The following is a 23,738-nucleotide window of genomic DNA, read 5'->3' as shown; positions in this document are numbered from 1 at the left end:
CACTACCTCAAATTGAAATAGTGGATATCTGTTTATAATGAATTAAGCGTTTATCTCGCCAAACCTTTAATAACTACAATTTGACTTGCCTGCTGTTCATCAGGACGATTTTTTCCTCCGTCTGGGCTTTTATATTTTGCGCCTGTCCAAGTATGTGGCTGAACGCTTAACATAAAAGTATCAGCAATACCAACTTGCTCCGAAACATCGATCAAAGCACCGTATTCCCAATCTCCAAATTTTGACGTTCCGCCTACATTGTATTTTGCAGCATCTGCAGCAGTACGACGGTGATCTAACTCAACTACAACTTTTAAATCTTTTGTAGCGATATTGTATTGATAAATATAGGCATCGTGCGTTTCATCTCCATATCCATTTGCATCTTCCTGAACGTAAACGTAGTTTTTAGTCACACAAACATTATCCGGATTTTGAAATTTACCTGCAATTCCACTTCTGTTATCTCCATCTAAAACAACTTCCAATGTACCTTTTAAAGGATCAGCAGCATCAAGATTAAGTCTGTAAACTCTTCCGTATTTTGTTCTTGAACCATCAGCATTTGTTCCAGTTGTTGCCTGTCCAGTTACGTTAAAATACAATTCACGGTCAGCATTTCCACCACCTTTTCGGTAATCTAAATCTTCAACGCGACCAAATTTGATTGCTTTCAACGTATTTACAGCCGCATTGATTTGCGCACCTGTAAGCGTTGTGTGATTATCGATTTTCACAAAAGAAACCGGATATGTTTTACCTGTTTCCATATCTTTTTCTCTTTGGTTATCATCATTTCTTTTCAGCATGTATAAAGAACCATTTGTTAAATCGCCAATAGTATTTGATACATACATAAAAACCTGACCTCCATAAGTTCCAGAATCGTCATCGCCAATTACTACAACTGTTTTACCGCTGTATGCGCTAGAACGTAATGGCAAAGCATTCTCAGCGCTTAAACGTCCAAAACCAGGTAATTCTTTAGATACAGATGCAGAACCTACATCTCCATAAGGGTTTAATGCATGCGTACGAGATTCTTCTCCAGATTCTCCACAAGTCAAATAAACGGGACCAAAACCATGTTCTGCCGGCGTAGCCATAGTTGCACCGCACAATCTCCAAGTTCCTCCGCTAGAATTCAGCAAATATTCTCCTTTTGTAGGTTTGAATGTTTTGTCTAAAGTAATTCTAGAAACTGCAAAATTGTCTTCGTTATTTACTAAAAAAGTGAAAGTCCCATCTGTGTTTTTTAATAAACCAGAACCATCGGCAGAACCTCCAAAAACAAAACTTGGACTGTCTGGCAAAACATCATCTGAACTAAAAAGAGAATAAATTTTTAAATTTTCAAATCCTGCCTGCGCCTTTAATAAACTTGGCGTTACAGATTGGTCTTTCAATACAACACTTGTTGGTACAGTGTCATCTTTAGAATCGTTGTTGCAAGAAACAACCAGCGAGCCTAAAACAATTAATGGTAGAATAATTCGTTTCATGAGCTAAAAAGGTTTTTTATTTTTTTACAAAGTAAATCCCGCCATTTTAACTGAAAATCATTTTGACATTATCATAAAAAGAAGATTTTTACCACAAAGAACCTGTCTTGCTGAAAAAATTAACAATAATTTAGTAATACAAAATACTCATAAACTTGCAGTAACATTCAAACAAAAAAAAGAGCCTTACTTTAAGACTCTTTTTTAAATCTTCCTTTTTCAAAATCTATAATAATAAAAATTATTTTTAGAGGTAGCTTTGATTTCTTTTAGATAACCATCTATTATTTTTTTCTGTGAATCTACATATTCTTTTTCGTAAATAAGATTAATACTATCCACTTCTCTTTCCATTTTAAAATATTCCACAGAGTTAGCTCTATTAGTGTAATTCCAAGCAAGCTCCATATCATTAAAGAATTTATTTCGAACATATATAATGCCGTTTTCTTCGACATAATCAATGGCAGAACGGCTCAAAACAAATTTTATATGCTTATAGAAATTTGGCGAAATCTCACTTGGTTCAGCGAATCTAAAGTAACTATTGTCAAATAATATTATTTGACGATCGTACTCCATGGCTATTATCGGTTTAACTACGACATATCTGTTTTGCCAATAATAATAAGTAGAAAACAAAAGAACTAATACAATTAATACGATAAATATTTTCTTTTTCATTTTTCTATTTTAGAATCTTTAGAGTGCTTTTTATTCTCTCTATTAAATCTATCTTCTTCCTTTTTCTGTTTTATCCAATCTAAATCGTTGGTTTTAGTGGTATAATTCCAAATCATTTCTAAATCATTCATATTTTTATATTTAATATAAATCACACCATCTTTTACAATATAATCTTTTAGTTCATGGTCTAAAACAAATCTAATATTCTTGTAGAAATTTGACGGAATTTCATCTCGCCCGGCGATTCTATAAAAATCATTTTGAAAAATTACTATCTGACGATTAAACACTTTAAATCTGGGAACATCATTGTTTAAAACTACAGGGCGAAGTTCTACGTATCTATTATTCCAATAATAATATGTAGAAAATAAAACTATTAGAATCGTTAATACTACATAAATCTTTTTTTTCATTTTAAGTTAATGTTTAAGCTTCCTAAAAAACCTGATTCAAATATTTTGTCAAAACTTTGCTTCCACTCGGCTCTCATCTCAAACGGTTTTGCTCCGCAATATTTTTCAACTAAAAGAGCATCCGAATCTCCGATGTTTCCAAAACTAGGAATATAGGCAGATGCACCTTTGTGCCAATCGTATCGATCCGACCAAAAATGTTTTATAATTCCAGTTACAATATAGTTGTCGCCTTTTTTCGTTATCTTAAAATAACATTGCGAACTTAAAGTACTGTCTCCGCTAGCATAATATAATTCTCCGAAGATGCCAGCCCTAACCTGATGTTCAAAATGATCGTCATATTTTGCTGTATCACCCTCTTCTAAGGTCTTTCCATATTCTTCAAGTTTTTCACCAAAACGCTTTAAATTCAAATCTTCAGCTGACATGACCTCTCTTTGTCTTCTAAGCCACTTAAAATCGATATTTTTTGTAAATCCCGTGCCATCTAGCCACCATTGCAAACAATCTGCCGCCATATTATAATTTCTTTCTCGGGCTTTTTTAATCATTTGAATGTAGTTTGCTTTTAGCATCAAAGCTTTTTCTTTTTCGTTCAATTGCACATATACGCTTCTTGACTTCATACTTCCTGCTTCTCCCCAAAACGGATCTCCAAATAGATTGTTATCTTTAGAAGGTTTTAAATCGTTTTTTTCTCCAAATCTAAAAGTGCTTGTATTCATGATATTTATGTTTAAATTAATTGCGATTTTTCCTTCAATTCAAATGTAGGTTAATTTTTACAAAATTTATTTGGTTTTTGATTTTTTTATCCTGCTAAATAGTCTAATTTTACATGGCATATCTTTCTGAAGACTTGTGACTTATTACTTTTCAAAACAACATTCATGGAAAAATTCACATTAGAAATATTATTTCAAATCATCGGAATCGGTTCTGCATCAGGATTATTTTACAATAATGACGCACTTTATGTCATTGGCGACAACAGCGGATTTCTTTACGAATACAACATGCAGAATCAGCAATTAAATCAACATCCTTTAATTGATAATCCAACACAAAATATTCCCAAAAACTTAAAACCTGATTTTGAATCGATCACGCATCATAATGATACTTTATATGTTTTTGGTTCTGGTTCCACCGAAAACCGAAATAAAATGATCGAATTTGATCTTAAATCGAAAACCGTTTTACAGAAAAATAATCTAGTCGATTTATATGGCTTAATGCAGAATTTCGGCGAAATAAAACCAGAAGATTTCAATTTAGAAGGTGCCATTTTCGATGGCGAAAACTGGTATTTATTCAATAGAGGAAACGGCGTTACAAATAAAAACACCATTTTTACAATTCACGCCAAAAAGCTAGACGAAGAATTTGCTTTGATTGCTGTAAATTACAAACTGCCAAAAATAAAAGGCGTTCGTTCCAGTTTTACAGATGCGATTTTAGTCGAAGACAAAATCTATTTCCTTTCAACTGCCGAAGACACAAAATCAACTTACGACGATGGCGAAATTCTAGGAAGTTTTATTGGAAGAATTGATCTTAAAACCTTGAAAATTGATTTTACTCAAAAAATAACCTCAACAAATAAATTTGAAGGTTTGACTTTCTATAAAAAAGAAAACAACAAAATCGAATTTTTACTTTGCGAGGATAATGATACCGAAGTTTTAGAAACGAAGATTTATAAATTGACCTTGCCGATTAAATAAGAGTTACACAAAACCGCACAAAGCCTTTCAATTACAATAGTACCGTAGAGGCGCACAGCAGTGCGTCTCCGCAAAGAATGTAAAAATGATTGACAAAATTGCAGATTTACAAGACGTTAGACGCACTGCTGTGCGCCTCTACGATAAAAACCTTTGAACCTTTGCCCCTCTGAACCTAAAAAAAAAACTTTTTTTTTCATCCTTGTCCCAACCTTTTTATCTTTTTCGCTCTCTTTATAAATAAAGACCAACATTGTGATAAACGAAACGCTAATTTCTAACTGCAAAAAAATGAACCGCGACGCCCAGCGTCAGGTTTATGAGCATTTGGCTCCAAAATTGTATCGCGTTTGCAAACGATACCTCAAGAAAGAAGAAGAAATTGAAGAAGCTTTGGCCGACGCTTTCTATACTATTTTCACAAAACTGGATCAGCTTAAGGAAGACAAAGCCTTTGAAGCCTGGTCAAGAAAAATTACTGTGAATCATTGTTTAGCAACGATCAAGAAAAACACCAATTTCAACATGTATCTTGATGATGTAAAAGTGCTTTCTCAGCCTTTTACCCACGAAATGAGCGCACTGGAAGAAGAGGATTTACTCAATTTATTAAATCATATTCCGGATGGCTGTAAAACTGTTTTTAACCTTTTTGTTATTGAAGGTTTTGGACATAAGGAAATTGCGGCGATGCTGAATATCTCAGAAGGCACTTCGAAATCACAATTGAATGCCGCAAAAACCAAACTAAAAGATCTGGTTAATAAATTGTATTATCAAAAAGCAAAATAGTCATGGACAATCAAGATAAAATATTCGACAAATTTAAAGAAGCTGCTGAAAATGCTCCAGCAAAGGATTTTCCCGGAATGGAAAAAGTCTGGTCGCGTGTTGAGCAAAAACTCGATAAAAAAGAAGATAAAAAAGCCATTTCGCTTTGGAAAAAAATTGCTGTTGCAGCTTCACTTTTATTAGTAATCTCATTAGGTTATCAATTTCTGAAAACAGATAAAAAAACGACTATAGAAAATACTAACTCAGTTGTAACCAATGATACACAAAATCAAACAACTAAAAACAATTCGGAAGAAAATAACAATGCAGCAGTTTCTTCAAATTCAGAATTAGTTACAAAAGAAGAAGGCAAAGCAATTTTAGAAAATCAGATAAAACATAAAGAAAGAGTTGCAATACAAGAAACAACAGGCTCAAACACTGAAACTGTAGCATCTTCACCATTAATCGTTGGAACCCAAGCAGAAACCGTAATTGCTAGTGAAGAAAATGCTGATGAAGAAAACGATAATATACTTTCAAAAAAAGAAAACAATTCACAAGTTGGGTATATAGGCTATCCCGAAAAAGAGGGCGCAAAAGTTGCTTTTGCCGACAAACAAGCTGCAAAAGCTAAAAAAAGCGCGCCTTTAATCATCATGAATGGAAACGCAATCGCACATAGCGATGACTCAAAAAGAGATAAAATGATGCAGGCAGAACTTCCGAATGTACAACCGGAAAATGTCGAATCATTAGTAATTCTTGACGAACCGCTTTATATTATTGATGGCATATATTATTCTGAAGAAGATTTATTCGGAAAAAATCCAACAAGTCCGTATGCGCCCTTAAATCAACAGGATATTAAAACAATAACCATTTTACAAGACCTTGAAGCCACTGAAAAATATGGCGAAAAAGGCAAAAAAGGAGTTGTAATCATTACCACAAAAACAGGAAAACCAACTCCGAAGAAATAACTGAAATCCAGCACAACTTTGTCAAAGTTTCGAGGATTTTGACAAGGTTTAATTCTAACATTTATCTAAAATCATTTAGCGTGAAAAGTCTAAAACTTATTTCATTAGTCCTAACTATGCTTTCATGTTTCGTTATGACGGCACAAGAAAAAACAGTTTCAAAAGAAACTCCAAAAAATAATTCTGCTGAAGCAAATACTCTTTCAAAAGATAGTATTCACGCTGCAGAAATCCCCCCAAATACTCGAGTTATCATTTGTGCTCCCTCTCGATCTTCTGCAAAAGAGCCTCTCGTTATTGTAGATGGAAAAGTAATTAACTCCAAAGAATTTTCTACTATAAACCCAAATAGTATTGAATCCATCAATATCGTGAAAGAAGACAAAGCCAAAATAATTTATGGAGACAAAGGTGCAAACGGAGTTATCATTATTACGCTTAAAAAATAGTTCAAATTTCTTTTTACATAATTTCTAAAATCTATGCTTTAAAAATTTAGAGCTATTCATTCAATTCAAAAAAATAAAAATTGAAAGCAATATTGAAGTCCAATTTTTATTAGAATAAATCAAGTTGATGTTCTTTATAAAAAATCTTAGGTTTTTACACATCAAAAACATGTTAAACTTAGATTAAGAAAGCATTTAAAGCATCATTTTAGGAAGCAAAAACTGTATTTTTGTGTAACTCAAATGATGCTTTCTGCATTTCAAAAAATACGATCATGACAGACTTAAAAAATAAAACTGCCCTAATTACTGGAGCAGGAAAAGGAATTGGAAAAGCCATTGCAATTGCTTTAGCCAAAGAAGGCGTAAATCTAATTTTACTTGCAAGAACTCAAGCCGATGTTGACCAGCTTGCCGATCAAACGAATAACTTAGGTGTAAAATCGTTGGCTTTGGCAGCAGACGTTGCAGATATGAATTCGATAAACACAGCTGTAGAAAAAGCTTTAGCCGAATTTAAAAACATTGATATTTTAATCAATAATGCCGGAATTGCTTCTTTTGGGAAATTCTTAGAATTAGAACCAAGCGAATGGGAAAAAATAATTCAGGTGAATTTAATGGGAACCTACTATACAACTCGTGCCGTAATCCCAAATATGATTGAAAGACAAACTGGTGATATTATCAATATTTCATCGACTGCAGGCTTAAACGGAAACGCTTTGACAAGTGCATACAGCGCTTCGAAATTTGCTGTTTTAGGTTTAACCGATTCTTTGATGCAGGAAATGAGAAAACACAATATTCGTGTAACTGCTCTGACACCGAGCACGGTGGCAACTGATATGGCAAAGGAACTAAACCTGACAGACGGAAATCCTGAAAAAGTAATGCAGTCTGAAGATATGGCAGATTTGATTATAGCACAATTAAAATTGAACAGAAGAGTTTTTATTAAAAACAGTAGTATTTGGTCAACAAACCCTTAAAAATTTAAATTTCATCGCGATAGCTTCGAGATGGAATTCCAAAAACAATTATGATGGAACAATATTTAAGACAATTAGTTGAAATAGAATTTGAGGATAAAAAACAGATTTTTACCGGATTCCTAATTGACTATTCTGACGATTGGATTTTGCTTCGAAATAATCCGGTTGATTTTATTTTGGATGGTTTTGTGATTTTGAGAAACAAAAATATCCTTGCCGTGAATCGTGATCACGATTTGGCTTTTACCGAAAAAGTGATTCGGCTTAAAGGCTTAAAAATCAATTCTGAGGATATTATCCCTATTAAAGATTTGGAATCGATTTTAAACTATGTAAGCAGTAAATACGGCATTTTTCAGATTGCTAAAAAATCAGCTAAATCGGCTTATTTAGGAAAATTGCTTTCACTTACAGAGGAAGAACTTTTAATTGATTTTTTAGATATTAGAGGCGAATTTGGCGGTGAATTGAATTTTAATCCCGAAAAAATTCGAGTGATTGAATTTGATACGGATTATATTAATTCTTTGAAATTGATTGTTTCTGAGGATAAGAAGTAGATTTTTTGATACAATAAAAAAGCCCTTTTAAAAAAGGGCTTTTTTATTTGTCATTGCGAGGAACGAAGCAATCACATTCAGTATTACTTTTGATTAGCAAACCCGCTTATTGTTAGTGCGATTGCTTCGTTCCTCGCAATGACAATACTTTGAGTATATTTTTAAGCTTCCGCTAATTTATTTACAAACTCCATACGAACACTTCCGTCTTCGTCGATTTTAGTCAAATTGATTTCTTGCAAAGTATTTACCAATTCTGGGTTCCAAGGCGTTTTTACTTTTACGTAATTTTCGGTAAAACCGTGAATATATCCTTCTTTATTTTCTCCTTCAAAAAGAACAGTTCTTTTAGTTCCTAATTGGCTTTCATAAAAAGCACGACGTTTTTTAACTGATAAGCCACGAAGCATTTTACTTCTTTTGGCACGAACGTTTGCAGGAACAACGCCATCCATTTCAGCAGCTTCTGTATTATCTCTTTCAGAATAGGTAAAAACATGCAGATATGAAATATCCAATTCATTCAAGAAATGATAGGTTTCTAAAAAATGTTCATCGGTTTCACCTGGAAAACCAACAATTACATCGACACCTATACAAGCATGAGGCATTACTTCACGAATTTTATTTACTCTATCAACATAAACTTCGCGCAAATAACGGCGTTTCATCAATTTTAAAATATCATTGCTTCCTGATTGTAGCGGAATATGAAAATGAGGAACAAAAGTGCGACTTTTAGAAACGAATTCAATCGTTTCGTTTTTTAATAAATTCGGTTCAATCGAAGAAATTCTTAAACGCTCAATTCCTTCTACTTTATCCAATGCCTGAACTAAATCTAGAAAAGTGTGTTCGTGTTTTTTATTCCCGAATTCGCCTTTCCCGTAATCACCAATATTCACACCCGTTAAAACAATTTCACGGATATTTTGAGCAGAGATTTCTTTTGCATTTTTCAGCACATTTTCTAGAGCATCACTTCTAGAAATTCCCCTTGCTAATGGAATTGTGCAGTATGTACATTTATAATCGCAACCGTCCTGAACTTTCAAGAAAGCACGAGTTCTGTCACCAATGGAATAACTTCCCACATAAAAATCGGCTTCAGCAATTTCGCATGAGTGAACTTCACCCATATCATTTTTGCTTAAATCATGAATATAATCAGTGATTTTAAATTTTTCTGTAGCACCTAAAACCAAGTCAACGCCATCAACAGCTGCCAATTCTTCTGGTTTTAGTTGTGCATAACAACCAACAGCGGCAACAAAAGCTTTGTCATTAAGCTTCATGGCTTTTTTCACTACTTGTTTAAACTGTTTATCAGCATTTTCGGTTACCGAGCAGGTATTTATGACATAAATATCGGCAACTTCTTCAAAATCGACGCGGTCAAAACCTTCGTCATTAAAATTTCTGGCGATTGTAGAAGTCTCTGAAAAATTCAGTTTACAACCCAGCGTATAAAAGGCAACTTTCTTTCTATTTTCCATAATTCTCTTAAATTAATGAAATCGTTGTCAAAAAATTTAAGGCTGCAAATTTACGAACAATATTTGTAAAAGAAAATCAATAATCGACTTCGTTTCAACAATTTGGACAAATATCCATTTAATTGAAAATAAAAAACACTTAAATTGCGCAAACATTTTGATTAACGATATTTTTTTCGAACTTTACGTAACACAATTCAATAAGAATAAAACGACAAAAACATCGATTAAATGCAAATTTCATCGATTAAATACATTTTTTTGCAATTTAAATTAAAAAAATCTTACATTTACTAGAACTAAATTCTTTATGAGAATTTAGGCTGATTTGGAAATCATAGAACGTGTTGATTAATTTAATAATAAATCGGACATAACAATTTTGAATTTCAACCGTTATGTTGTTGTTTTGTGTTACAAAATGAAATGGGAAAGCCGAAAACCAAAGAGAGTAGGCAAAATCAAAATACAAATACCACACTTTATGAAAGCATTTTTACCCACAATCTGCTTGATGTTCTTAACCATTTTTAGTTCGCAAGCGCAAACTAATGCTCCAGCCGCAAATCCATTTCCTTCGATTAGTACCTTAACGACTTGGGCAAGTTTAAACTCGCAGCAGCAATTTGATGTTGCTATTCGTGCTGTTGGTTTTAAGTTTGAAGTAAAAGAACCAGGTGCAGAGTCAACTGCTTATACGTATATTCGTAAAGTAACTGTAAATGATGTCAATTATACTGATAGAATTGTTTACAGAATTACGAACAACAATTCGGCAAGTATTATTTCTCTGGTTACTGCTTCTACAGATTTAGTTAGTTTGTACACTCCGCAATTAGCAGCTTTTAAAAACAACAACTGTAAAACAGAAATGTCTAAAGACAAAAACACAACTTGCAGCTGTTATGAAAGCGCCGCTTTTGCAATCGATCTTTGCGACGAACGCGTAAAATTAACAATGGGTGACGGAAATAAATATTTTGTTTCTGTAGCTAAAAAATAATAAGAAACTACGTTTTCCAAATCTTTGCAAACTTTGTAAAGGTTGCAAAGATTTGGAACGCATTTCTTAAAATAAAATTGGTATTCTGATTCTACAAAAAGACCGATTAATTCAAGATATATTTTTGCACAACTTCTGCAACTCCGTCATTATTATTTGACGCTACAATCAAATCAGCTTTATCACGCAATTCGGGAGTAACATTATCAACCCAAACGCCGAGACCTGCATATTCGATCATTGTCAAATCATTTCCGGCATTACCCACAGCGATAATTTCCTCTTGAAGGATTCCTAATTTATCTGCCAGAAGTTTCAAGCTTGCAGCTTTGTCAATTCCTTGCTGCGCCGCTTCAAGAAAAAAAGGTTTAGACATTGAAACACTCAAATGTGGCATTTTAGCTTTCAGATCTTCTTCTAATTCTTTTAATTCAGATGGCGCTTTTAATAAAATACATTTCACAGCCGGTCTGTCAACATAATCTTTAAAACTAGAAACCAAAAGATGTGGCATTCCAGTAATTTCTTTTTCGATTTCGATGAATTCAGAATCGGTTTCGCTGATAATTTCATCGTCTAAATAAGTTATGATATGCGTATTCATTTTCACACTGTAATCATACAAATCGTGAATTTGTTCAACACTCAATTTCTGCTCAAATAAAACCAAATCATCCTTAACACGGCTGATAATGGCTCCGTTAAACGAAATCATATAAGAATCGTTTTTGTCCAATTCAAGTTCTTTTGCGTAAGCCGTCATTGCCGAAGTTGGTCGACCAGAAGCCAAAACCACATAAACTCCTTTTGCTTGAGCTTCTAATAAAACTTTTTTATTTAAATCTGAAATTCTATGATCGTCTGTCAACAAGGTGTCATCCATGTCGAGCACTAACATTTTGTACTGCATATTTTTTTAGTTCGCAGTATTCAGTATTTAGTATTCACTCGTAGTTTGCAATTACAGCATGAAACTGTGACTGAATGCTGAACACTGAATACTATTTAAATACTCATTCTGAAATCTTCGATAACTGGATTTGCTTTTGCAAAATCGGTTTCTTGAATAAAAACCTCAACTGCTAAATCTGTTCCGCCAAAACCTCCCAAACGAGCGGATTGAATATTATCTTTTTTTACTGTTTCTACTCCAGCTTCTTCTAATCTTTCCTGCAAAGCAATTGCTAAAACTTCACTTCCTGAAAACACCTTCATTAATCCCATGACATTATATTTTTTATTATTTTAATATTACTTTTAATTGTTCTTGAAAACTTTCATTTTCATTCATTCCAATATGTTCTTGTCCTTTTAAAAGATACAAATGACCTTTAGTACCTAAAATCTTATTTAATCGGACCGAATTTTTAACTGGAATTAATTGATCATCCAAACCATGAAAAATATAAATTGGCGCTTTGACTTTTGGAAGATACTGATACGTTTCTAAATGAAACTTTTTCATAAAATCAGGAAAAAATCGAACTCTAGTTCCTGATAACTCCGTAAAACTAAAATAAGGAGACTGAAGAATCAAAGCCTTTGGTTTATTTTCTGAAGCTAAAATTGTTGCCAAACCTGATCCAATAGAGTACCCCGCAATAATAATTTTATTTTCAGGATATCGTTGCGTTAATTTTTTATAAACCGTTGCGACATCTTTGTTTAACTGTTCTTCATTTTCAATTTCTCCTTCACTTTTCCCAAAACTCCTATAATCTAGAATAAAAATATCGTATCCTAAATTGGTGTAGTTTTTGGCGATGCTACCCCAAGTTTCAAGAGTTCCAGCATTTCCATGAAGATAGAATACTAAGCCTTTAGAATTTTCAGCCTTGAATAAAAGGCCATTTAAATTTACGCCATCAAAAGATTTGATATTCAGCTCTTCAAATGGACTTTCATAATTAAATTTATATTCTTTTGGAAGCGCTTGGCTTTGAAAAACCATCCCAACCTGATTAAAATAAACATAAGAAACAATAAGCATATAAATAATTGCGAAAAAAGCCAGAAGCGCAATCGTCAAAAATTTAAATGTTTTTATCATTTCTATCATATACTGAAAAGTCTATTCTTCCTCTACGTCGTCTTCCTCTTCATCAAGTTCATCCTCGCCTTCCTCATCCATATCAAATAAATAAGGTTCTATCAGCATTTTATCTGCCAAAATTTCGATTCTTTCTGTCAAGGTTTCGGTAAAAATTAAACGCTGCGTTTTTGCAATACTATTTGAAATACGCATAATTTTTGGTTCGTGGCGCAATTTCAAAATAGGATCAGCATCATCTAGAATGAACATTTTAAGACGATTTACATTGTAACCCGCTGTACTAAACATATCGTTTAGTTTTGTTGGTGTTCCAATCAAAACATCGATTCCGGTGGAAATGTAATTCTTATCATAATCCATGTCGCCTTTTTCGTTTACTCCATAAACTTCTAGATTCGTATATTTTCCGTACTTCTCAAAAAGCTCTACCATTTCTAAAACCTTTGCTTTGTCTTCAACGAAGATTAATGCACGTGGCGATTCTTCGGTTTTTCCTGCCAATTGCTGAATTACATTCAATACAATCGTTGTACTTTTCCCACTTCCCGCTGGAGAAACAATCACACAGTCGGCACCGCTTTTAATTGTTGAAAAAGTCTCCATCTGCAAAACATTTGCTTCTGTTAAACCGTTTTCAATTAGTCCGTCCTGTAGTTTCTCGTTTATTTTTTTTAGTTTCATCTATTGAGATTGAAAGATTAAAAAATTGAAAAAAAATTAAAAGATTAAATCGCTGCTGATTATCTTTCAATCATTAAATTTTTAAATCATTAAATTAATTTTATTTGCTTGCGAACATTTTTACATCACTTTCAGAGATTTCGTTTCCTCCTAAAATGATCAATCTTTCTACCACATTTCGAAGTTCACGAATATTTCCTGTCCAATCGTATTCCTGCAACAATTGTATGGCTTGCGCCGAAAATCCTTTAACCGCATTTCCTTGTTCCGAAGCAATTTTTTCTGCAAAATGCTTGATTAAAGCCGGAATATCATCACGTCTTTCATTCAACGGCGGCACTTTTATCAAAATAACTGCCAAACGATGATATAAATCTTCACGGAAACGACCTTCGGCAATTTCTATTTTTAAGTCTTTATTTGTTGCCGCTACAACGCGAACATCAACTTTAATATCTTTATCGGCACCAACTCGTGTAATCATGCTTTCTTGAAGCGCACGTAAAACTTTGGCTTGCGCCGAAAGACTCATATCACCAATTTCATCTAAGAAAATAGTCCCTTTGTCAGCTGCTTCAAATTTCCCTGCGCGATCCTTCACTGCCGATGTAAATGCACCTTTTACGTGTCCGAATAATTCACTTTCGATCAATTCACTCGGAATCGCAGCACAGTTTACTTCGATCAAAGGAAAATTAGCACGTTCGCTTTTTTCATGTAATTGATGCGCTACTAATTCTTTTCCAGTTCCGTTTGGACCCGTAATCAAAACTCTGGCTTCTGTTGGGGCTACTTTATCAATCATCACTTTGATATGATCAATTGATTCGCTGTCACCAATCATTTCGTAATTTTTACTGACTTTTTTCTTTAGAATTTTATTCTCAACAACTAATTGTTTTTTGTCTAAAGCATTACGAACCGTATTTAACAAACGATTTAAATCTGGCGGTTTTGAAATATAATCAAACGCTCCCAAACGCATCGTGTGAATTGCCGTTTCCATATCGCCGTGGCCCGAAATCATCACCATCGGGATTTCTGGCTTTATTTTTTTTACTTCTTCTAAAACCTCAACACCATCCATTTTTGGCATTTTGATATCGCACAAAACCAAATCGTAATCGTTGTTTTTTATTTTTTCAAGTCCCGCAACACCATCTTCAGCTTCATCAACTTGGTATGAATCATTTTCTTCTGATAATATTTTTACCAAAACTCTTCTGATCGCTGCTTCGTCTTCGATAATTAGTATTTTACTCATTTTTTTCTAAGGTTCAAAGTTGCAAAGGTTCATAGGTACAAAGTTTAAAATCTTTGTCTACAATTATACCTTTTAACCTGTTATATAATATTTCTTCTGGTTCTAGTGCATTTCTTAAAGTCGCTTTTCTAAGTTACAAAAATTCAAAAAACCTTTGAATCTTTGTCCCTCTGAACCTTTGCAACCTCAAAAAACTAATACTTCAACCATTTATACAATTCCTTCCACGTTGGTTTTTTACCGTACATTAAAATACCTATTCGGTAGATTTTTGCTGCAAACCAAACTACAAGGAAAAAGGAAGCAAACAATAATGATACCGAAATTGCAATTTGCCACCACGGCACGCCAAACGGAATACGCATTAACATAACTATTGGTGACGTAAGTGGAATCATCGAAAATACAACAGCGATTGTTCCGTGCGGATCATTTACTACCGTGAAAAATCCGATATAAACACTTAAAATCAATGGCATTAATATTGGCAAAAGAAACTGCTGTGAGTCGGTTTGATTATCAACTGCGGCTCCAATTGCTGCGTAAAATGAACTATAAAGGAAATAACCCCCAATAAAATAAATTACAAATCCAATTATAATGCTGGCAATTGGCAAATTCCATAATTCAGCAATATACATTTGTGCCGAACCAGATAATTGATGTTGCGCTGATTGCATCATTTCTGGTGAAATTCTGGCTGTTGGCCCAACATTCACGCCAAAAAATGCTGAAGCAGCAAACATTAATCCCAAGCCAATAATAGCCCAAATCATAAATTGCAAAATTCCCGCTAATGAAGTTCCGACGATTTTCCCAATCATTAACTGAAATGGTTTTACCGATGAAATAATGATTTCGATAATTCGGTTTGTTTTTTCTTCAATTACGCTTCTCATTACCATATTTCCGTAGATGATAATAAACATCATAATCAAATAACCAAAAGCACCACCAATTGCGATTTTGATTTCATTCAACCCTTTTAAACTTTCTTCTCCCGAAGCTTTAACCAAATGGATATTGACATTTGACTGCGCTTTCTGAATTGCTAAAGTATCCAGTTTTGCTTCTTCAAGATTCAATTTTGTAATTTTTGAACCAATAATCTCTTGTGTATTTTCAATAAAAGAAATACTTGGACTGTTATTCGAAATAAACTCGATTTTGCTTTCTAAATCTTTAGAATTATTTGTTTTTGGAATTACAATTAATCCACTGAAATTTTCTTTTGTAATACTGTCTTTCAACGCATTTACATCAATTTCAGATAAATTGAGATATTTATATTCGCCATTTTTCTTGTTTTGCTTTACAAAATCATTAGCAAAAAGTCCGGTTTCGTCATGAATTGCTATGCGTTTTGTTTCGGCTTTCATCGAACTCAAATAACCAATAAAAACAGCAATCGCCACAAATATAAGCGGACTCAAAAAAGTCATGACAACAAAAGATTTATTGCGGACTTTGGCAATAAATTCTCTTTTTATAATTAATGAAATAATACTCATTTGTTGATTTTAGATTTTAGATTGTTGACTTTAGATTTTTAGATTTTAGGCCTTCACTCTAAAATCTATCCCGAAGCTTCGGGACAGAAATCTAAACTTTATTTTCTGTTACCGTTTGAATAAAAATATCGTTTATGCTTGGGATTTTTTCAACGAAATGCGTTACTTGTCCGCGTTGTGTCAAAAGATGCAGCAATTCATTTGGCGCCGAATTCCCTATTTGAATATTCAATTTCAAATCTTCATTCAAAGATTTAAAACTGGCAGGCGAAACGGTAAATTTCTGAGTAATGTCATACATCAAGCCTTCAACATTGTCAGTCAAAATCCCAACTTCAAAACTGTTGGTTCTAAATTGGCGTTTAACATCAACAACTTTACCTTCAATCAATTTATTTGATTTATGAATAAGAGCAATATTTTCGCAAAGTTCCTCAACACTTTCCATTCTGTGAGTCGAAAAAATAATCGTAGAACCTTGTTCTTTCAAAGCCAAAATTTCATCTTTGATAATATTAGCATTTACAGGATCAAATCCAGAGAAAGGTTCATCTAAAATCAGCAATTTAGGTTTGTGAAGCACACAAACTACAAATTGAATTTTCTGCGCCATTCCCTTAGAAAGCTCCTGGATTTTTTTGTTCCACCAGCCTTGAATTCCAAGACGGTCAAACCAATAATCTAATTGCTTTTTAGCTTCAGCTTTAGAAAGTCCTTTCATTTGTGCCAAATACAAACACTGTTCCCCCACTTTCATCGAACTGTACAAACCTCTTTCTTCCGGAAGATAACCGATAGTCTGTACGTGTTTTGGCTGTAATTTTTCACCATCTAAAATTATCTCGCCGCTATCAGGCATTGTAATTTGATTGATGATCCTTATTAGAGAAGTTTTTCCAGCTCCATTCGGACCTAAAAGTCCGTAGATACTGCCTTTCGGCACATTTAATGAAACTTCGTTAAGCGCTACATAATCACCGTATTGTTTTACGACTTTATGTACTTCGAGTAAGTTGCTCATGCTATATTTTGGATTTTTCTGCGTCGCTCTTAACCATTCTGGCTCAGCGAATGTAAAAGTAAATAATTACTAGCAAATCTGTGTAATAATGCGCAAAAAACCCATCCTAAATTTATGTTAGAATGGGTTTTATATTTGTTTACATCTTTTAGAAAAAGTATGTTTTATGAAAACATATCTTTTACTTTCTCAAAAAATGATTTTTCTGATTTTTCAGGACTTGGAGCAAAATGCTCACTGTCTAAAGCATTTTCAAAAAACTGTTTTTGCTCTTTGTTCAATGTTTTTGGCGTCCAAACATTTACGTGAACTAATAAATCTCCGCTTCCGTAACCATTGATGCTTGGAATTCCTTTTCCTTTTAATCTTAAGATTTTTCCAGACTGAATTCCTTCTTCCAATTTAATACGAACTTTTCCGTTGATTGCTTCAATATCTTTTGAAGCACCTAAAACTGCTTCTGGGAAACTGATATACAAATCAAAGTGAATATTTTCACCTTCACGTTTCAAAAATTCGTGTTCAATTTCTTCAATCACAACAATCAAATCACCTGGAATACTGTTTCCTGGCGCATCGTTTCCTTTATTAGAAACTTTTAATTGCATTCCGTCAACAACACCAGCTGGAATTTTGATAGAAACTGTTTCGTCTTCTACCACCATACCTTGGCCATCTGCTTCAGAAGGTTTTTTATCTAAAATTTGTCCAGAACCACCGCAAGTAGGACAAGTCGATGCCGACTGCATTCTACCTAAAATAGTATTTGTTACACGCATTACCTGACCTTGACCATTACAAGTTGTACAAGTTTTATACGTTACGCCTTTAGCCTGAACTTTACGTTTTACTTTTACTTTTTTCTCAACTCCATTTGCAATCTCTTCTAAAGTCAATTTTACTTTAATTCGAAGATTGCTTCCTTTAGCGCGACGAGGACCTCCGCCTCCGCCCCCGAAACCGCCAAATCCGCCTCCAAAAATATCACCAAACTGGCTGAAAATGTCATCCATATTCATACCACCGTGGCCGCCAAATCCGCCAGAACCATCAAAAGCTTGATGACCATATTGATCGTATTTCGCCTTTTTCTGCGGATCGCTCAAAACTTCATACGCTTCTGCCGCAAGTTTAAAGTTTTCTTCTGCCTCTTTGTCGCCTGGATTTTTATCAGGGTGATATTTCAAAGCACTTTTTCGGTACGCTTTTTTAATTTCGGCAGCATCAGCATTTTTTGAAATGCCTAGTATTTCGTAAAAATCTTTTTTCATAATAAGGTTTAAATTCCAAATTTCTAAATTCCAAATTCCAAAAATGAAACTGAAATTTTAATTTGCATTTTAGTTTCCGATAACCACTTTAGGGAAACGAATAATTTTGTCTCCTAATTTGTAGCCTTTTTCAATAACATCAACAATTTTCCCTTTTAATTTGTCAGATGGAGCTGGAATTTGGGTAATTGCCTCAGCAAAATCAGCATTAAAAGCGTCACCAGTTTTCACATCCACTTGCTCTAAACCTTTAGAAACCAAAGTACTTTTCAGCTTTTCATGAATCAACTCTACTCCTTTTTTCAGATTTTCATCGTCAGATTTGTTGATCTCAACAGTCGCTCTGTCAAAATCATCTAAAACAGGAAGCATTGCTAACAAAACTTCTTGATTTGCAGTTTTGAACAAATCGATACGCTCTTTTGAAGTTCTTTTTTTGTAATTTTCAAATTCGGCAAATAATCTCAAAAACTTATCTTTTTCTTTTGCCAAGTCTTGAGCCAATTGCTCTTCAACACTTAATTCTTCAACAATTAATTGCTCTCCGTTGGCATTGTTCTCTAACGTTACATCATCTAATTCCTGATCGAATTCTGTATTTTCCGTAGTCATATTACTTTTATTTTTAAAAATATTCTTAAACTTCATTTTTATTCTTTTTGTTGGATTGCAAAAGTACTGCCAAATCTTGTAAAATGTCAAATTGTCACTTTATTAAAACTGAGCCTTTTAAAATCCAAATATACCTTAAAAAAAATTAGTATAATTTTAAGACTATTACGTTATAGTTTATTTTATCTTTGAGACGTAAATAAATCACAAATCTATTATCTATCAAAATTGAATTTAAGGGTTGGCTTCTGGCCTTATAAATAATTATTAATTCAAATTTACCTTATATTAAAAAAAGCTTCGCCTCATTCAGCCGAAGCTTTTTTTTTACGCAGCCTGATCAATACTAAAAATTTGAAAAGCAAAAAATTTACCGCAAAGAACGCAAAGTTTTTTTTACTCTTTAAACTATATAAAACAAAAAGTTCGCAAAGCTTTATATAAATTTAGCTTTGCGAACTTTTTGTTTTTTTTTTTCAAGGAACCAAGATAAAAACCTTGCGTTCTTTGCGGTAAAAATATTGCACGGGCGGAGGGATTCGAACCCCCATCAACGGTTTTGGAGACCGCTATTCTACCCTTGAACTACGCCCGTAACTTAAGGTCGGCAAATTAAAAGTATTTTTTCTTCTCCGGCAACTATTTTAGGCAGATTTTAAAAAATATTTAGGCTTATATGAGGTGATAATTCATTAACACAATCGTTACCAAAGCTTTGCGAAATAACTACAAAGTGCGCTAAAATTTTTAAAAGTCTGATTTTTATAAAATATAAAGTTCGCAAAGCTTTGTATTGATTCAGCTTTGCGAACTTTGTGTTTTTTATGCGCGAAATGAAATTAAATCTTAGCGCACTTTGCCGTTAAATTCTTATGCCAGTAATGCGTTTTTCAATCCTTCAAAGTCAACAGAAACCTGTTCACCTGACACTAAGTTTTTAAGTGAATAAGTATTTGAAGCAATTTCTTGATCGCCAACAATTACTGCAAACGGAATCAAGCGTTTATCTGCATATTGAAATTGTTTTCCAACTTTTACATTGTCAGGATACAATTCCACTTTTATATTTTCTTGTCTTAATTTCTGAATCGCTTTTGAAGCATACAAAGCTTCTTTATCTCCGTAATTGATAAAAATCGCTTTTGAAGTTGCCGCAACAGTTTCTGGAAACAATTGTAATTCTTCTAAAACCAAATAGATTCTATCCAACCCAAAAGAAATTCCGACACCACTCATGTTTTTCAAACCAAAAATACCAGTCAAATCGTCGTATCTTCCGCCACCGCCAATAGATCCCATTGCAACTGTTTTTGGCGCTGCAACTTCAAAAATTGCCCCGGTATAATAATTTAGACCGCGTGCCAAAGTCACATCTAAGTCTAAAATTGCAGTTGCCAAACCTAAATCTGCAACATTGTCACATATAAATTTCAATTCCTCTACACCTTTCATTCCTTCTTCTGATGAAGACAACAATTCTGAAAGTTGATTGATTTTATCTGCAAAAGTTCCGCTGAAGCTAAAAAGTGGCTGTACTTTTACCAAAGCTTCTTTAGAAATTCCTTTTTCAATCATTTCTTTCTTTACCCCATCTTCTCCAATTTTATCCAATTTATCAAGAGCAACTGTAAAGTCAATTAATTTATCTGAAGCGCCAATAACTTCAGCAATTCCAGATAATATTTTTCGGTTATTGATTTTGATGGTTACGCCTTCTAAACCTAGAGAAGTGAAAACAGTATCATACAATTGAACCAATTCAACTTCTTGCCACAATGATTTTGACCCCACAACATCGGCATCACATTGAAAAAATTCTCTAAAACGCCCTTTTTGCGGATTATCAGCTCTCCAAACTGGTTGAATCTGGTATCTTTTAAAAGGAAATTCAATTTCGCTTTGGTGCTGTACGACGTACCTTGCAAAAGGAACTGTCAGGTCGTAACGCAAGGCTTTCTCAGAAATTTTTCCGGTGAATTTATTCAGTTCTATTCTTTGTTCTAAACTGATTTTTTCAGCCGAATTGATTTGCAATTCTTCAATTGATTGTGGCAATTCAATTTTGCTTTTATTGTAGAAAAAATTACCAGAATTTAAGATTTTAAAAATCAAGCGATCTCCTTCTTCTCCATATTTCCCCATCAACGTATCTGAATTTTCAAACGAAGGCGTTTCGATTGGCTGAAAACCAAATTTCTCGAAATTAGCTTTTATTGTCTGAATAATATATTGACGTTTTGACACCTCTGCAGGCGAAAAATCTCTGGTTCCTTTTGGAATACTTGGTTTTGAAGCCATCTTTTTTTTATTTTAGATTTTAGATCTTGGATTTTAGATTTCTTTTGAAACTTAAATTCAAAAACCTTTAAAGTTAATTTATTTCTATTTTTTGATTGCTGGTGCTTCAGACTTTCGACTTTATGACTTTCCAACTTTCGACTTAAATAAGTTTGCAAATATCTTACTTTTTAAAATAAATAATAGCGGTTCGAAAACAAACTTGTAACAAAAACCGTATTTTCGTGACAAATTGGTCATGATGCTAAAATTATTTAAAGAAAATATCCGAATTGCTTTTGGTTCCATCAAAACACAAATTCTTCGAACCATTCTTACCGTTTTAATTATTGCCATCGGGATTACCGCTTTGGTCGGAATTTTGACTGTTGTTACGGCTTTAGAAAATACCGTTTCGACCAATTTTGCTTCAATGGGCGCCAACACTTTCAATATCAATCAATACGAAAACAATCTGAAAAATCGTGGCGGAAAAGAGCGTGAAATCGTAAATCCGATCATTTCTTATCCAGAAGCGGTTGCCTTCAAAAACAAATACAAATATCCATTTACCGAAACTTCTCTTTCTTTTACAGCAACTTCAAAAGCAGAAGTTAAATTTCTAGACGAAAAAACAGATCCAGAAATAAAAGTTTTAGGCGTTGACGAGCATTTTATATCAAATTCAGGCTTAGAAACTACTTTAGGACGTTCTTTTAACCAATTTGATATTGACAACAATACCTATTCTTGCATCGTTGGTTCTGATTTTGAAAAAGGTTTGCTGAAAGATGTCAATCCAATCGACAAAATTATTTCAATTCGAGGAGCGCGATTCAAAGTAATCGGCGTTTTAAAAGAGAAAGGTTCGACTTTTGGAAACAGCCAAGATTTAAGAGTTTTAATCCCGATTCAAGTGGCGCGTTCTTTATTTACGGCGCCAAATATCAATTACACAGTAAGTGTCATGGTTTCTAAAAAAGAACTTTTAGATCCCGCAATTGACAATGCAACAAGTGTAATGCGTAGAGTTCGTAAATTAAATCCCGTTCGCGACAATAATTTTGGAATTGGACGAAGCGACGATTTAATCAACCGAATTCTTGGAATTACGCAATATTTAGGTTGGGCTTCTTGGATAATTTCTATTATTACGATTCTAGGTTCGTCAATTGCTTTGATGAATATTATGATCGTTTCGGTTACGGAGCGTACACGTGAAATTGGAGTTCGAAAAGCATTAGGAGCAACAAAATCGACTATTTCGTTTCAGTTTTTTATCGAAACTTTATTGATTGGACAAATTGGCGGATTAGTTGGAATTGTTATCGGAATTTTAATTGGTTTTGCGCTAGCAACGGCTATGAAATTTTCATTTGTGATTCCGTGGGGCGCGATTTTCGCAGCTTTTGCAACCAGTTTTACTGTTGCAATTGTGTCAGGATTATATCCAGCAATAAAAGCTTCCAAATTAGACCCAATTGAGGCTTTGCGCTATGAATAGTTTAAGCTCCTGCAAGGTTTCCAAAACCTTGTAGGTGTAAAGTTATCGGCAATACAAACAATACCTACAAGGTTTTGAAAACCTTGCAGGAAATCATTCGGTCGTTATCGTAAATATCTTTGCGGAGTTCGATGTTTTTGAAATTCATTTTTTCAAGCAATTCGATCATTTCTTTGCCTAAATATTGATTGATTTCAAAATATAATTGTCCTTTTTCTAAAAGATTTTTCTGAGCCAATTCAGCTATTTTTCTGTAAAAAATCAAAGCATCGTTATCATCTACAAACAAAGCCAAATGTGGCTCAAAATCCAGAACATTCTTTTTGATTTCGACTTTCTCTAAATTTCGAACATAAGGAGGATTTGAAACAATAATATCATAATCTGATTTCAAGATATCCAATTCCAGAATATTCTTAAGCATAAACGTCACCTCTACTTTATTGTTTATAGCGTTTCGTTTAGCGGTATCCAATGCTTTTTTAGATACATCAATTGCATATACTTTTGCATTCGGTAGATTTTTAGCCAATGAAATTGCAATACAGCCACTTCCGGTTCCAATATCTAGGATTTTTAATTCTTTAGATTTGTCAGCTTTTTTATTTTCGTTGATGATCCATTCCACTAATTCCTCCGTTTCTGGCCTCGGAATCAAAACATTTTCATTAACCTCAAAATCCAAACCATAAAAGCTGGTTTTTCCTAGCAAATACTGAATCGGAACTTCTTTTTTCAGCTGATCCAACAGCATATCCCAAACCACAAAATCTTTCTCACAAAAATTTAGCTCATGATTTAAAGCTAAATCGATCTGGCGTAATTTATGCTTGTCTTCTAAAATTAAATAAAAAAAACTCTCCGCTTCGTATGCATCATAAAAAGGCGATAATTCTTTTATAAACTGAGTGCGGTATTGTTTGATTTTCATTTTTGGTCTCTGAGAATT

The 23,738-nt window shown here is 33.6% G+C and carries 24 protein-coding genes and 1 tRNA gene; 8 read left to right on the top strand and 17 right to left on the bottom strand.

Annotation, left to right across the window (positions count from 1 at the left end; translation table 11 throughout):
- Positions 1-50 precede the first annotated feature (50 nt).
- The 4 genes from FND99_RS11800 to FND99_RS11785 form a co-directional block, all read right to left on the bottom strand.
- Entirely contained in the window at positions 51-1,502 is a 1,452-nt protein-coding gene (locus FND99_RS11800; protein ID WP_144338167.1) for a PhoX family protein, read from the bottom strand.
- A 219-nt stretch (positions 1,503-1,721) separates the two neighbouring features.
- The gene (locus FND99_RS11795) at positions 1,722-2,186 is read right to left on the bottom strand and encodes a hypothetical protein (protein ID WP_144338166.1); all 465 of its coding nucleotides are present in this window, start codon (positions 2,184-2,186) and stop codon (positions 1,722-1,724) included.
- Positions 2,183-2,605 (bottom strand): hypothetical protein, encoded by a 423-nt coding sequence (locus tag FND99_RS11790; RefSeq protein ID WP_144338165.1) that lies wholly within the window; start codon positions 2,603-2,605, stop codon positions 2,183-2,185. The genes FND99_RS11795 and FND99_RS11790 overlap by 4 nt, the downstream gene beginning before the upstream one ends.
- Complete coding sequence (locus FND99_RS11785) at positions 2,602-3,333, bottom strand: hypothetical protein (RefSeq protein WP_144338164.1); 732 nt, start codon at positions 3,331-3,333, stop codon at positions 2,602-2,604. The genes FND99_RS11790 and FND99_RS11785 overlap by 4 nt, the downstream gene beginning before the upstream one ends.
- Positions 3,334-3,498: 165 nt before the next feature.
- Between FND99_RS11785 and FND99_RS11780 the strand changes: the two genes are divergently transcribed.
- From FND99_RS11780 to FND99_RS11755, 6 genes are all read left to right on the top strand, one after another.
- On the top strand, positions 3,499-4,335 hold the full coding sequence (locus FND99_RS11780; protein WP_144338163.1) for a DUF6929 family protein: 837 nt from the start codon (positions 3,499-3,501) through the stop codon (positions 4,333-4,335).
- 291 nt (positions 4,336-4,626) lie between these two features.
- Positions 4,627-5,127 carry an RNA polymerase sigma factor gene (locus FND99_RS11775; RefSeq protein ID WP_144338162.1) on the top strand — a complete coding sequence of 167 codons (501 nt, stop codon included), beginning with the start codon at positions 4,627-4,629 and terminating at the stop codon, positions 5,125-5,127.
- Positions 5,128-5,129: 2 nt separating this feature from the next.
- Positions 5,130-6,092 (top strand): hypothetical protein, encoded by a 963-nt coding sequence (locus FND99_RS11770; protein WP_144338161.1) that lies wholly within the window; start codon positions 5,130-5,132, stop codon positions 6,090-6,092.
- An 80-nt stretch (positions 6,093-6,172) separates the two neighbouring features.
- Positions 6,173-6,541 (top strand): TonB-dependent receptor plug domain-containing protein, encoded by a 369-nt coding sequence (locus tag FND99_RS11765; RefSeq protein WP_144338160.1) that lies wholly within the window; start codon positions 6,173-6,175, stop codon positions 6,539-6,541.
- Positions 6,542-6,816: 275 nt separating this feature from the next.
- Positions 6,817-7,533 (top strand): 3-ketoacyl-ACP reductase, encoded by a 717-nt coding sequence (locus FND99_RS11760; RefSeq protein WP_144338159.1) that lies wholly within the window; start codon positions 6,817-6,819, stop codon positions 7,531-7,533.
- Between the two features lie 53 nt (positions 7,534-7,586).
- Positions 7,587-8,096: a hypothetical protein gene (locus FND99_RS11755; protein ID WP_144338158.1), complete on the top strand. Its 510-nt coding sequence runs from the start codon at positions 7,587-7,589 to the stop codon at positions 8,094-8,096.
- A 161-nt stretch (positions 8,097-8,257) separates the two neighbouring features.
- Here FND99_RS11755 and mtaB read toward each other — a convergent pair whose 3' ends face one another.
- On the bottom strand, positions 8,258-9,592 hold the full coding sequence (gene mtaB / locus FND99_RS11750; RefSeq protein WP_144338157.1) for a tRNA (N(6)-L-threonylcarbamoyladenosine(37)-C(2))-methylthiotransferase MtaB: 1,335 nt from the start codon (positions 9,590-9,592) through the stop codon (positions 8,258-8,260).
- Positions 9,593-10,076: 484 nt separating this feature from the next.
- On the opposite strand from mtaB, the gene FND99_RS11745 reads away from it, so the two are divergent.
- Positions 10,077-10,595 (top strand): hypothetical protein, encoded by a 519-nt coding sequence (locus tag FND99_RS11745; protein ID WP_144338156.1) that lies wholly within the window; start codon positions 10,077-10,079, stop codon positions 10,593-10,595.
- A gap of 106 nt (positions 10,596-10,701) precedes the next feature.
- On the opposite strand, the gene FND99_RS11740 is transcribed toward FND99_RS11745, so the two are convergent.
- From FND99_RS11740 to hisS, 11 genes are all read right to left on the bottom strand, one after another.
- Positions 10,702-11,505 carry a Cof-type HAD-IIB family hydrolase gene (locus FND99_RS11740; RefSeq protein WP_144338155.1) on the bottom strand — a complete coding sequence of 268 codons (804 nt, stop codon included), beginning with the start codon at positions 11,503-11,505 and terminating at the stop codon, positions 10,702-10,704.
- Between the two features lie 95 nt (positions 11,506-11,600).
- The gene (locus tag FND99_RS11735) at positions 11,601-11,819 is read right to left on the bottom strand and encodes a putative signal transducing protein (RefSeq protein WP_026727963.1); all 219 of its coding nucleotides are present in this window, start codon (positions 11,817-11,819) and stop codon (positions 11,601-11,603) included.
- A gap of 16 nt (positions 11,820-11,835) precedes the next feature.
- Positions 11,836-12,645, bottom strand: a complete 810-nt coding sequence (locus FND99_RS11730) for an alpha/beta hydrolase (protein WP_246074209.1) — start codon at positions 12,643-12,645, stop codon at positions 11,836-11,838.
- Between the two features lie 21 nt (positions 12,646-12,666).
- The gene (locus FND99_RS11725) at positions 12,667-13,329 is read right to left on the bottom strand and encodes a DEAD/DEAH box helicase (protein WP_144338154.1); all 663 of its coding nucleotides are present in this window, start codon (positions 13,327-13,329) and stop codon (positions 12,667-12,669) included.
- Positions 13,330-13,429: 100 nt separating this feature from the next.
- The gene (locus tag FND99_RS11720) at positions 13,430-14,593 is read right to left on the bottom strand and encodes a sigma-54-dependent transcriptional regulator (protein ID WP_144338153.1); all 1,164 of its coding nucleotides are present in this window, start codon (positions 14,591-14,593) and stop codon (positions 13,430-13,432) included.
- A 194-nt stretch (positions 14,594-14,787) separates the two neighbouring features.
- The gene (locus tag FND99_RS11715; RefSeq protein ID WP_144338152.1) at positions 14,788-16,104 is read right to left on the bottom strand and encodes an ABC transporter permease; all 1,317 of its coding nucleotides are present in this window, start codon (positions 16,102-16,104) and stop codon (positions 14,788-14,790) included.
- 91 nt (positions 16,105-16,195) lie between these two features.
- Positions 16,196-17,125: an ABC transporter ATP-binding protein gene (locus FND99_RS11710; protein ID WP_144338151.1), complete on the bottom strand. Its 930-nt coding sequence runs from the start codon at positions 17,123-17,125 to the stop codon at positions 16,196-16,198.
- A 164-nt stretch (positions 17,126-17,289) separates the two neighbouring features.
- Positions 17,290-18,396: a molecular chaperone DnaJ gene (dnaJ, locus tag FND99_RS11705; RefSeq protein ID WP_144338150.1), complete on the bottom strand. Its 1,107-nt coding sequence runs from the start codon at positions 18,394-18,396 to the stop codon at positions 17,290-17,292.
- A gap of 69 nt (positions 18,397-18,465) precedes the next feature.
- Positions 18,466-19,044, bottom strand: a complete 579-nt coding sequence (locus tag FND99_RS11700) for a nucleotide exchange factor GrpE (protein WP_144338149.1) — start codon at positions 19,042-19,044, stop codon at positions 18,466-18,468.
- A 488-nt stretch (positions 19,045-19,532) separates the two neighbouring features.
- Positions 19,533-19,603, bottom strand: a tRNA-Trp gene (locus FND99_RS11695).
- Between the two features lie 275 nt (positions 19,604-19,878).
- Positions 19,879-21,306 carry a histidine--tRNA ligase gene (hisS, locus tag FND99_RS11690; RefSeq protein WP_144338148.1) on the bottom strand — a complete coding sequence of 476 codons (1,428 nt, stop codon included), beginning with the start codon at positions 21,304-21,306 and terminating at the stop codon, positions 19,879-19,881.
- 238 nt (positions 21,307-21,544) lie between these two features.
- On the opposite strand from hisS, the gene FND99_RS11685 reads away from it, so the two are divergent.
- A complete protein-coding gene (locus tag FND99_RS11685; protein WP_162615552.1) occupies positions 21,545-22,789 on the top strand; it encodes an ABC transporter permease in 1,245 nt (414 codons plus the stop codon).
- Between the two features lie 64 nt (positions 22,790-22,853).
- Here FND99_RS11685 and prmC read toward each other — a convergent pair whose 3' ends face one another.
- Positions 22,854-23,720, bottom strand: a complete 867-nt coding sequence (prmC, locus tag FND99_RS11680) for a peptide chain release factor N(5)-glutamine methyltransferase (protein WP_144338147.1) — start codon at positions 23,718-23,720, stop codon at positions 22,854-22,856.
- Between the last annotated feature and the right edge of the window lie 18 nt (positions 23,721-23,738).

The organism is Flavobacterium daemonense (genome assembly GCF_007341385.1).
Lineage (GTDB): Bacteria > Bacteroidota > Bacteroidia > Flavobacteriales > Flavobacteriaceae > Flavobacterium > Flavobacterium daemonense.
This window is presented reverse-complemented; position numbering and strand designations above follow the sequence as displayed.

What these genes read in the sequence shown, in the direction of transcription:
- FND99_RS11755 (WP_144338158.1), top strand. Translation starts at nt 7,587, where the DNA reads ATGGAACAATATTTAAGACAATTAGTTGAAATAGAATTTGAGGATAAA.
- FND99_RS11790 (WP_144338165.1), bottom strand. Translation starts at nt 2,605, where the DNA reads ATGAAAAAAAAGATTTATGTAGTATTAACGATTCTAATAGTTTTATTT.
- FND99_RS11685 (WP_162615552.1), top strand. Translation starts at nt 21,545, where the DNA reads ATGATGCTAAAATTATTTAAAGAAAATATCCGAATTGCTTTTGGTTCC.
- FND99_RS11775 (WP_144338162.1), top strand. Translation starts at nt 4,627, where the DNA reads ATGAACCGCGACGCCCAGCGTCAGGTTTATGAGCATTTGGCTCCAAAA.
- FND99_RS11735 (WP_026727963.1), bottom strand. Translation starts at nt 11,819, where the DNA reads ATGGGATTAATGAAGGTGTTTTCAGGAAGTGAAGTTTTAGCAATTGCT.
- FND99_RS11770 (WP_144338161.1), top strand. Translation starts at nt 5,130, where the DNA reads ATGGACAATCAAGATAAAATATTCGACAAATTTAAAGAAGCTGCTGAA.
- FND99_RS11780 (WP_144338163.1), top strand. Translation starts at nt 3,499, where the DNA reads ATGGAAAAATTCACATTAGAAATATTATTTCAAATCATCGGAATCGGT.
- FND99_RS11800 (WP_144338167.1), bottom strand. Translation starts at nt 1,502, where the DNA reads ATGAAACGAATTATTCTACCATTAATTGTTTTAGGCTCGCTGGTTGTT.
- FND99_RS11795 (WP_144338166.1), bottom strand. Translation starts at nt 2,186, where the DNA reads ATGAAAAAGAAAATATTTATCGTATTAATTGTATTAGTTCTTTTGTTT.
- FND99_RS11710 (WP_144338151.1), bottom strand. Translation starts at nt 17,125, where the DNA reads ATGAGCAACTTACTCGAAGTACATAAAGTCGTAAAACAATACGGTGAT.
- FND99_RS11720 (WP_144338153.1), bottom strand. Translation starts at nt 14,593, where the DNA reads ATGAGTAAAATACTAATTATCGAAGACGAAGCAGCGATCAGAAGAGTT.
- FND99_RS11730 (WP_246074209.1), bottom strand. Translation starts at nt 12,645, where the DNA reads ATGATAAAAACATTTAAATTTTTGACGATTGCGCTTCTGGCTTTTTTC.
- FND99_RS11745 (WP_144338156.1), top strand. Translation starts at nt 10,077, where the DNA reads ATGAAAGCATTTTTACCCACAATCTGCTTGATGTTCTTAACCATTTTT.
- prmC (WP_144338147.1), bottom strand. Translation starts at nt 23,720, where the DNA reads ATGAAAATCAAACAATACCGCACTCAGTTTATAAAAGAATTATCGCCT.
- hisS (WP_144338148.1), bottom strand. Translation starts at nt 21,306, where the DNA reads ATGGCTTCAAAACCAAGTATTCCAAAAGGAACCAGAGATTTTTCGCCT.
- FND99_RS11700 (WP_144338149.1), bottom strand. Translation starts at nt 19,044, where the DNA reads ATGAAGTTTAAGAATATTTTTAAAAATAAAAGTAATATGACTACGGAA.
- FND99_RS11725 (WP_144338154.1), bottom strand. Translation starts at nt 13,329, where the DNA reads ATGAAACTAAAAAAAATAAACGAGAAACTACAGGACGGACTAATTGAA.
- FND99_RS11715 (WP_144338152.1), bottom strand. Translation starts at nt 16,104, where the DNA reads ATGAGTATTATTTCATTAATTATAAAAAGAGAATTTATTGCCAAAGTC.
- FND99_RS11760 (WP_144338159.1), top strand. Translation starts at nt 6,817, where the DNA reads ATGACAGACTTAAAAAATAAAACTGCCCTAATTACTGGAGCAGGAAAA.
- FND99_RS11785 (WP_144338164.1), bottom strand. Translation starts at nt 3,333, where the DNA reads ATGAATACAAGCACTTTTAGATTTGGAGAAAAAAACGATTTAAAACCT.
- dnaJ (WP_144338150.1), bottom strand. Translation starts at nt 18,396, where the DNA reads ATGAAAAAAGATTTTTACGAAATACTAGGCATTTCAAAAAATGCTGAT.
- mtaB (WP_144338157.1), bottom strand. Translation starts at nt 9,592, where the DNA reads ATGGAAAATAGAAAGAAAGTTGCCTTTTATACGCTGGGTTGTAAACTG.
- FND99_RS11740 (WP_144338155.1), bottom strand. Translation starts at nt 11,505, where the DNA reads ATGCAGTACAAAATGTTAGTGCTCGACATGGATGACACCTTGTTGACA.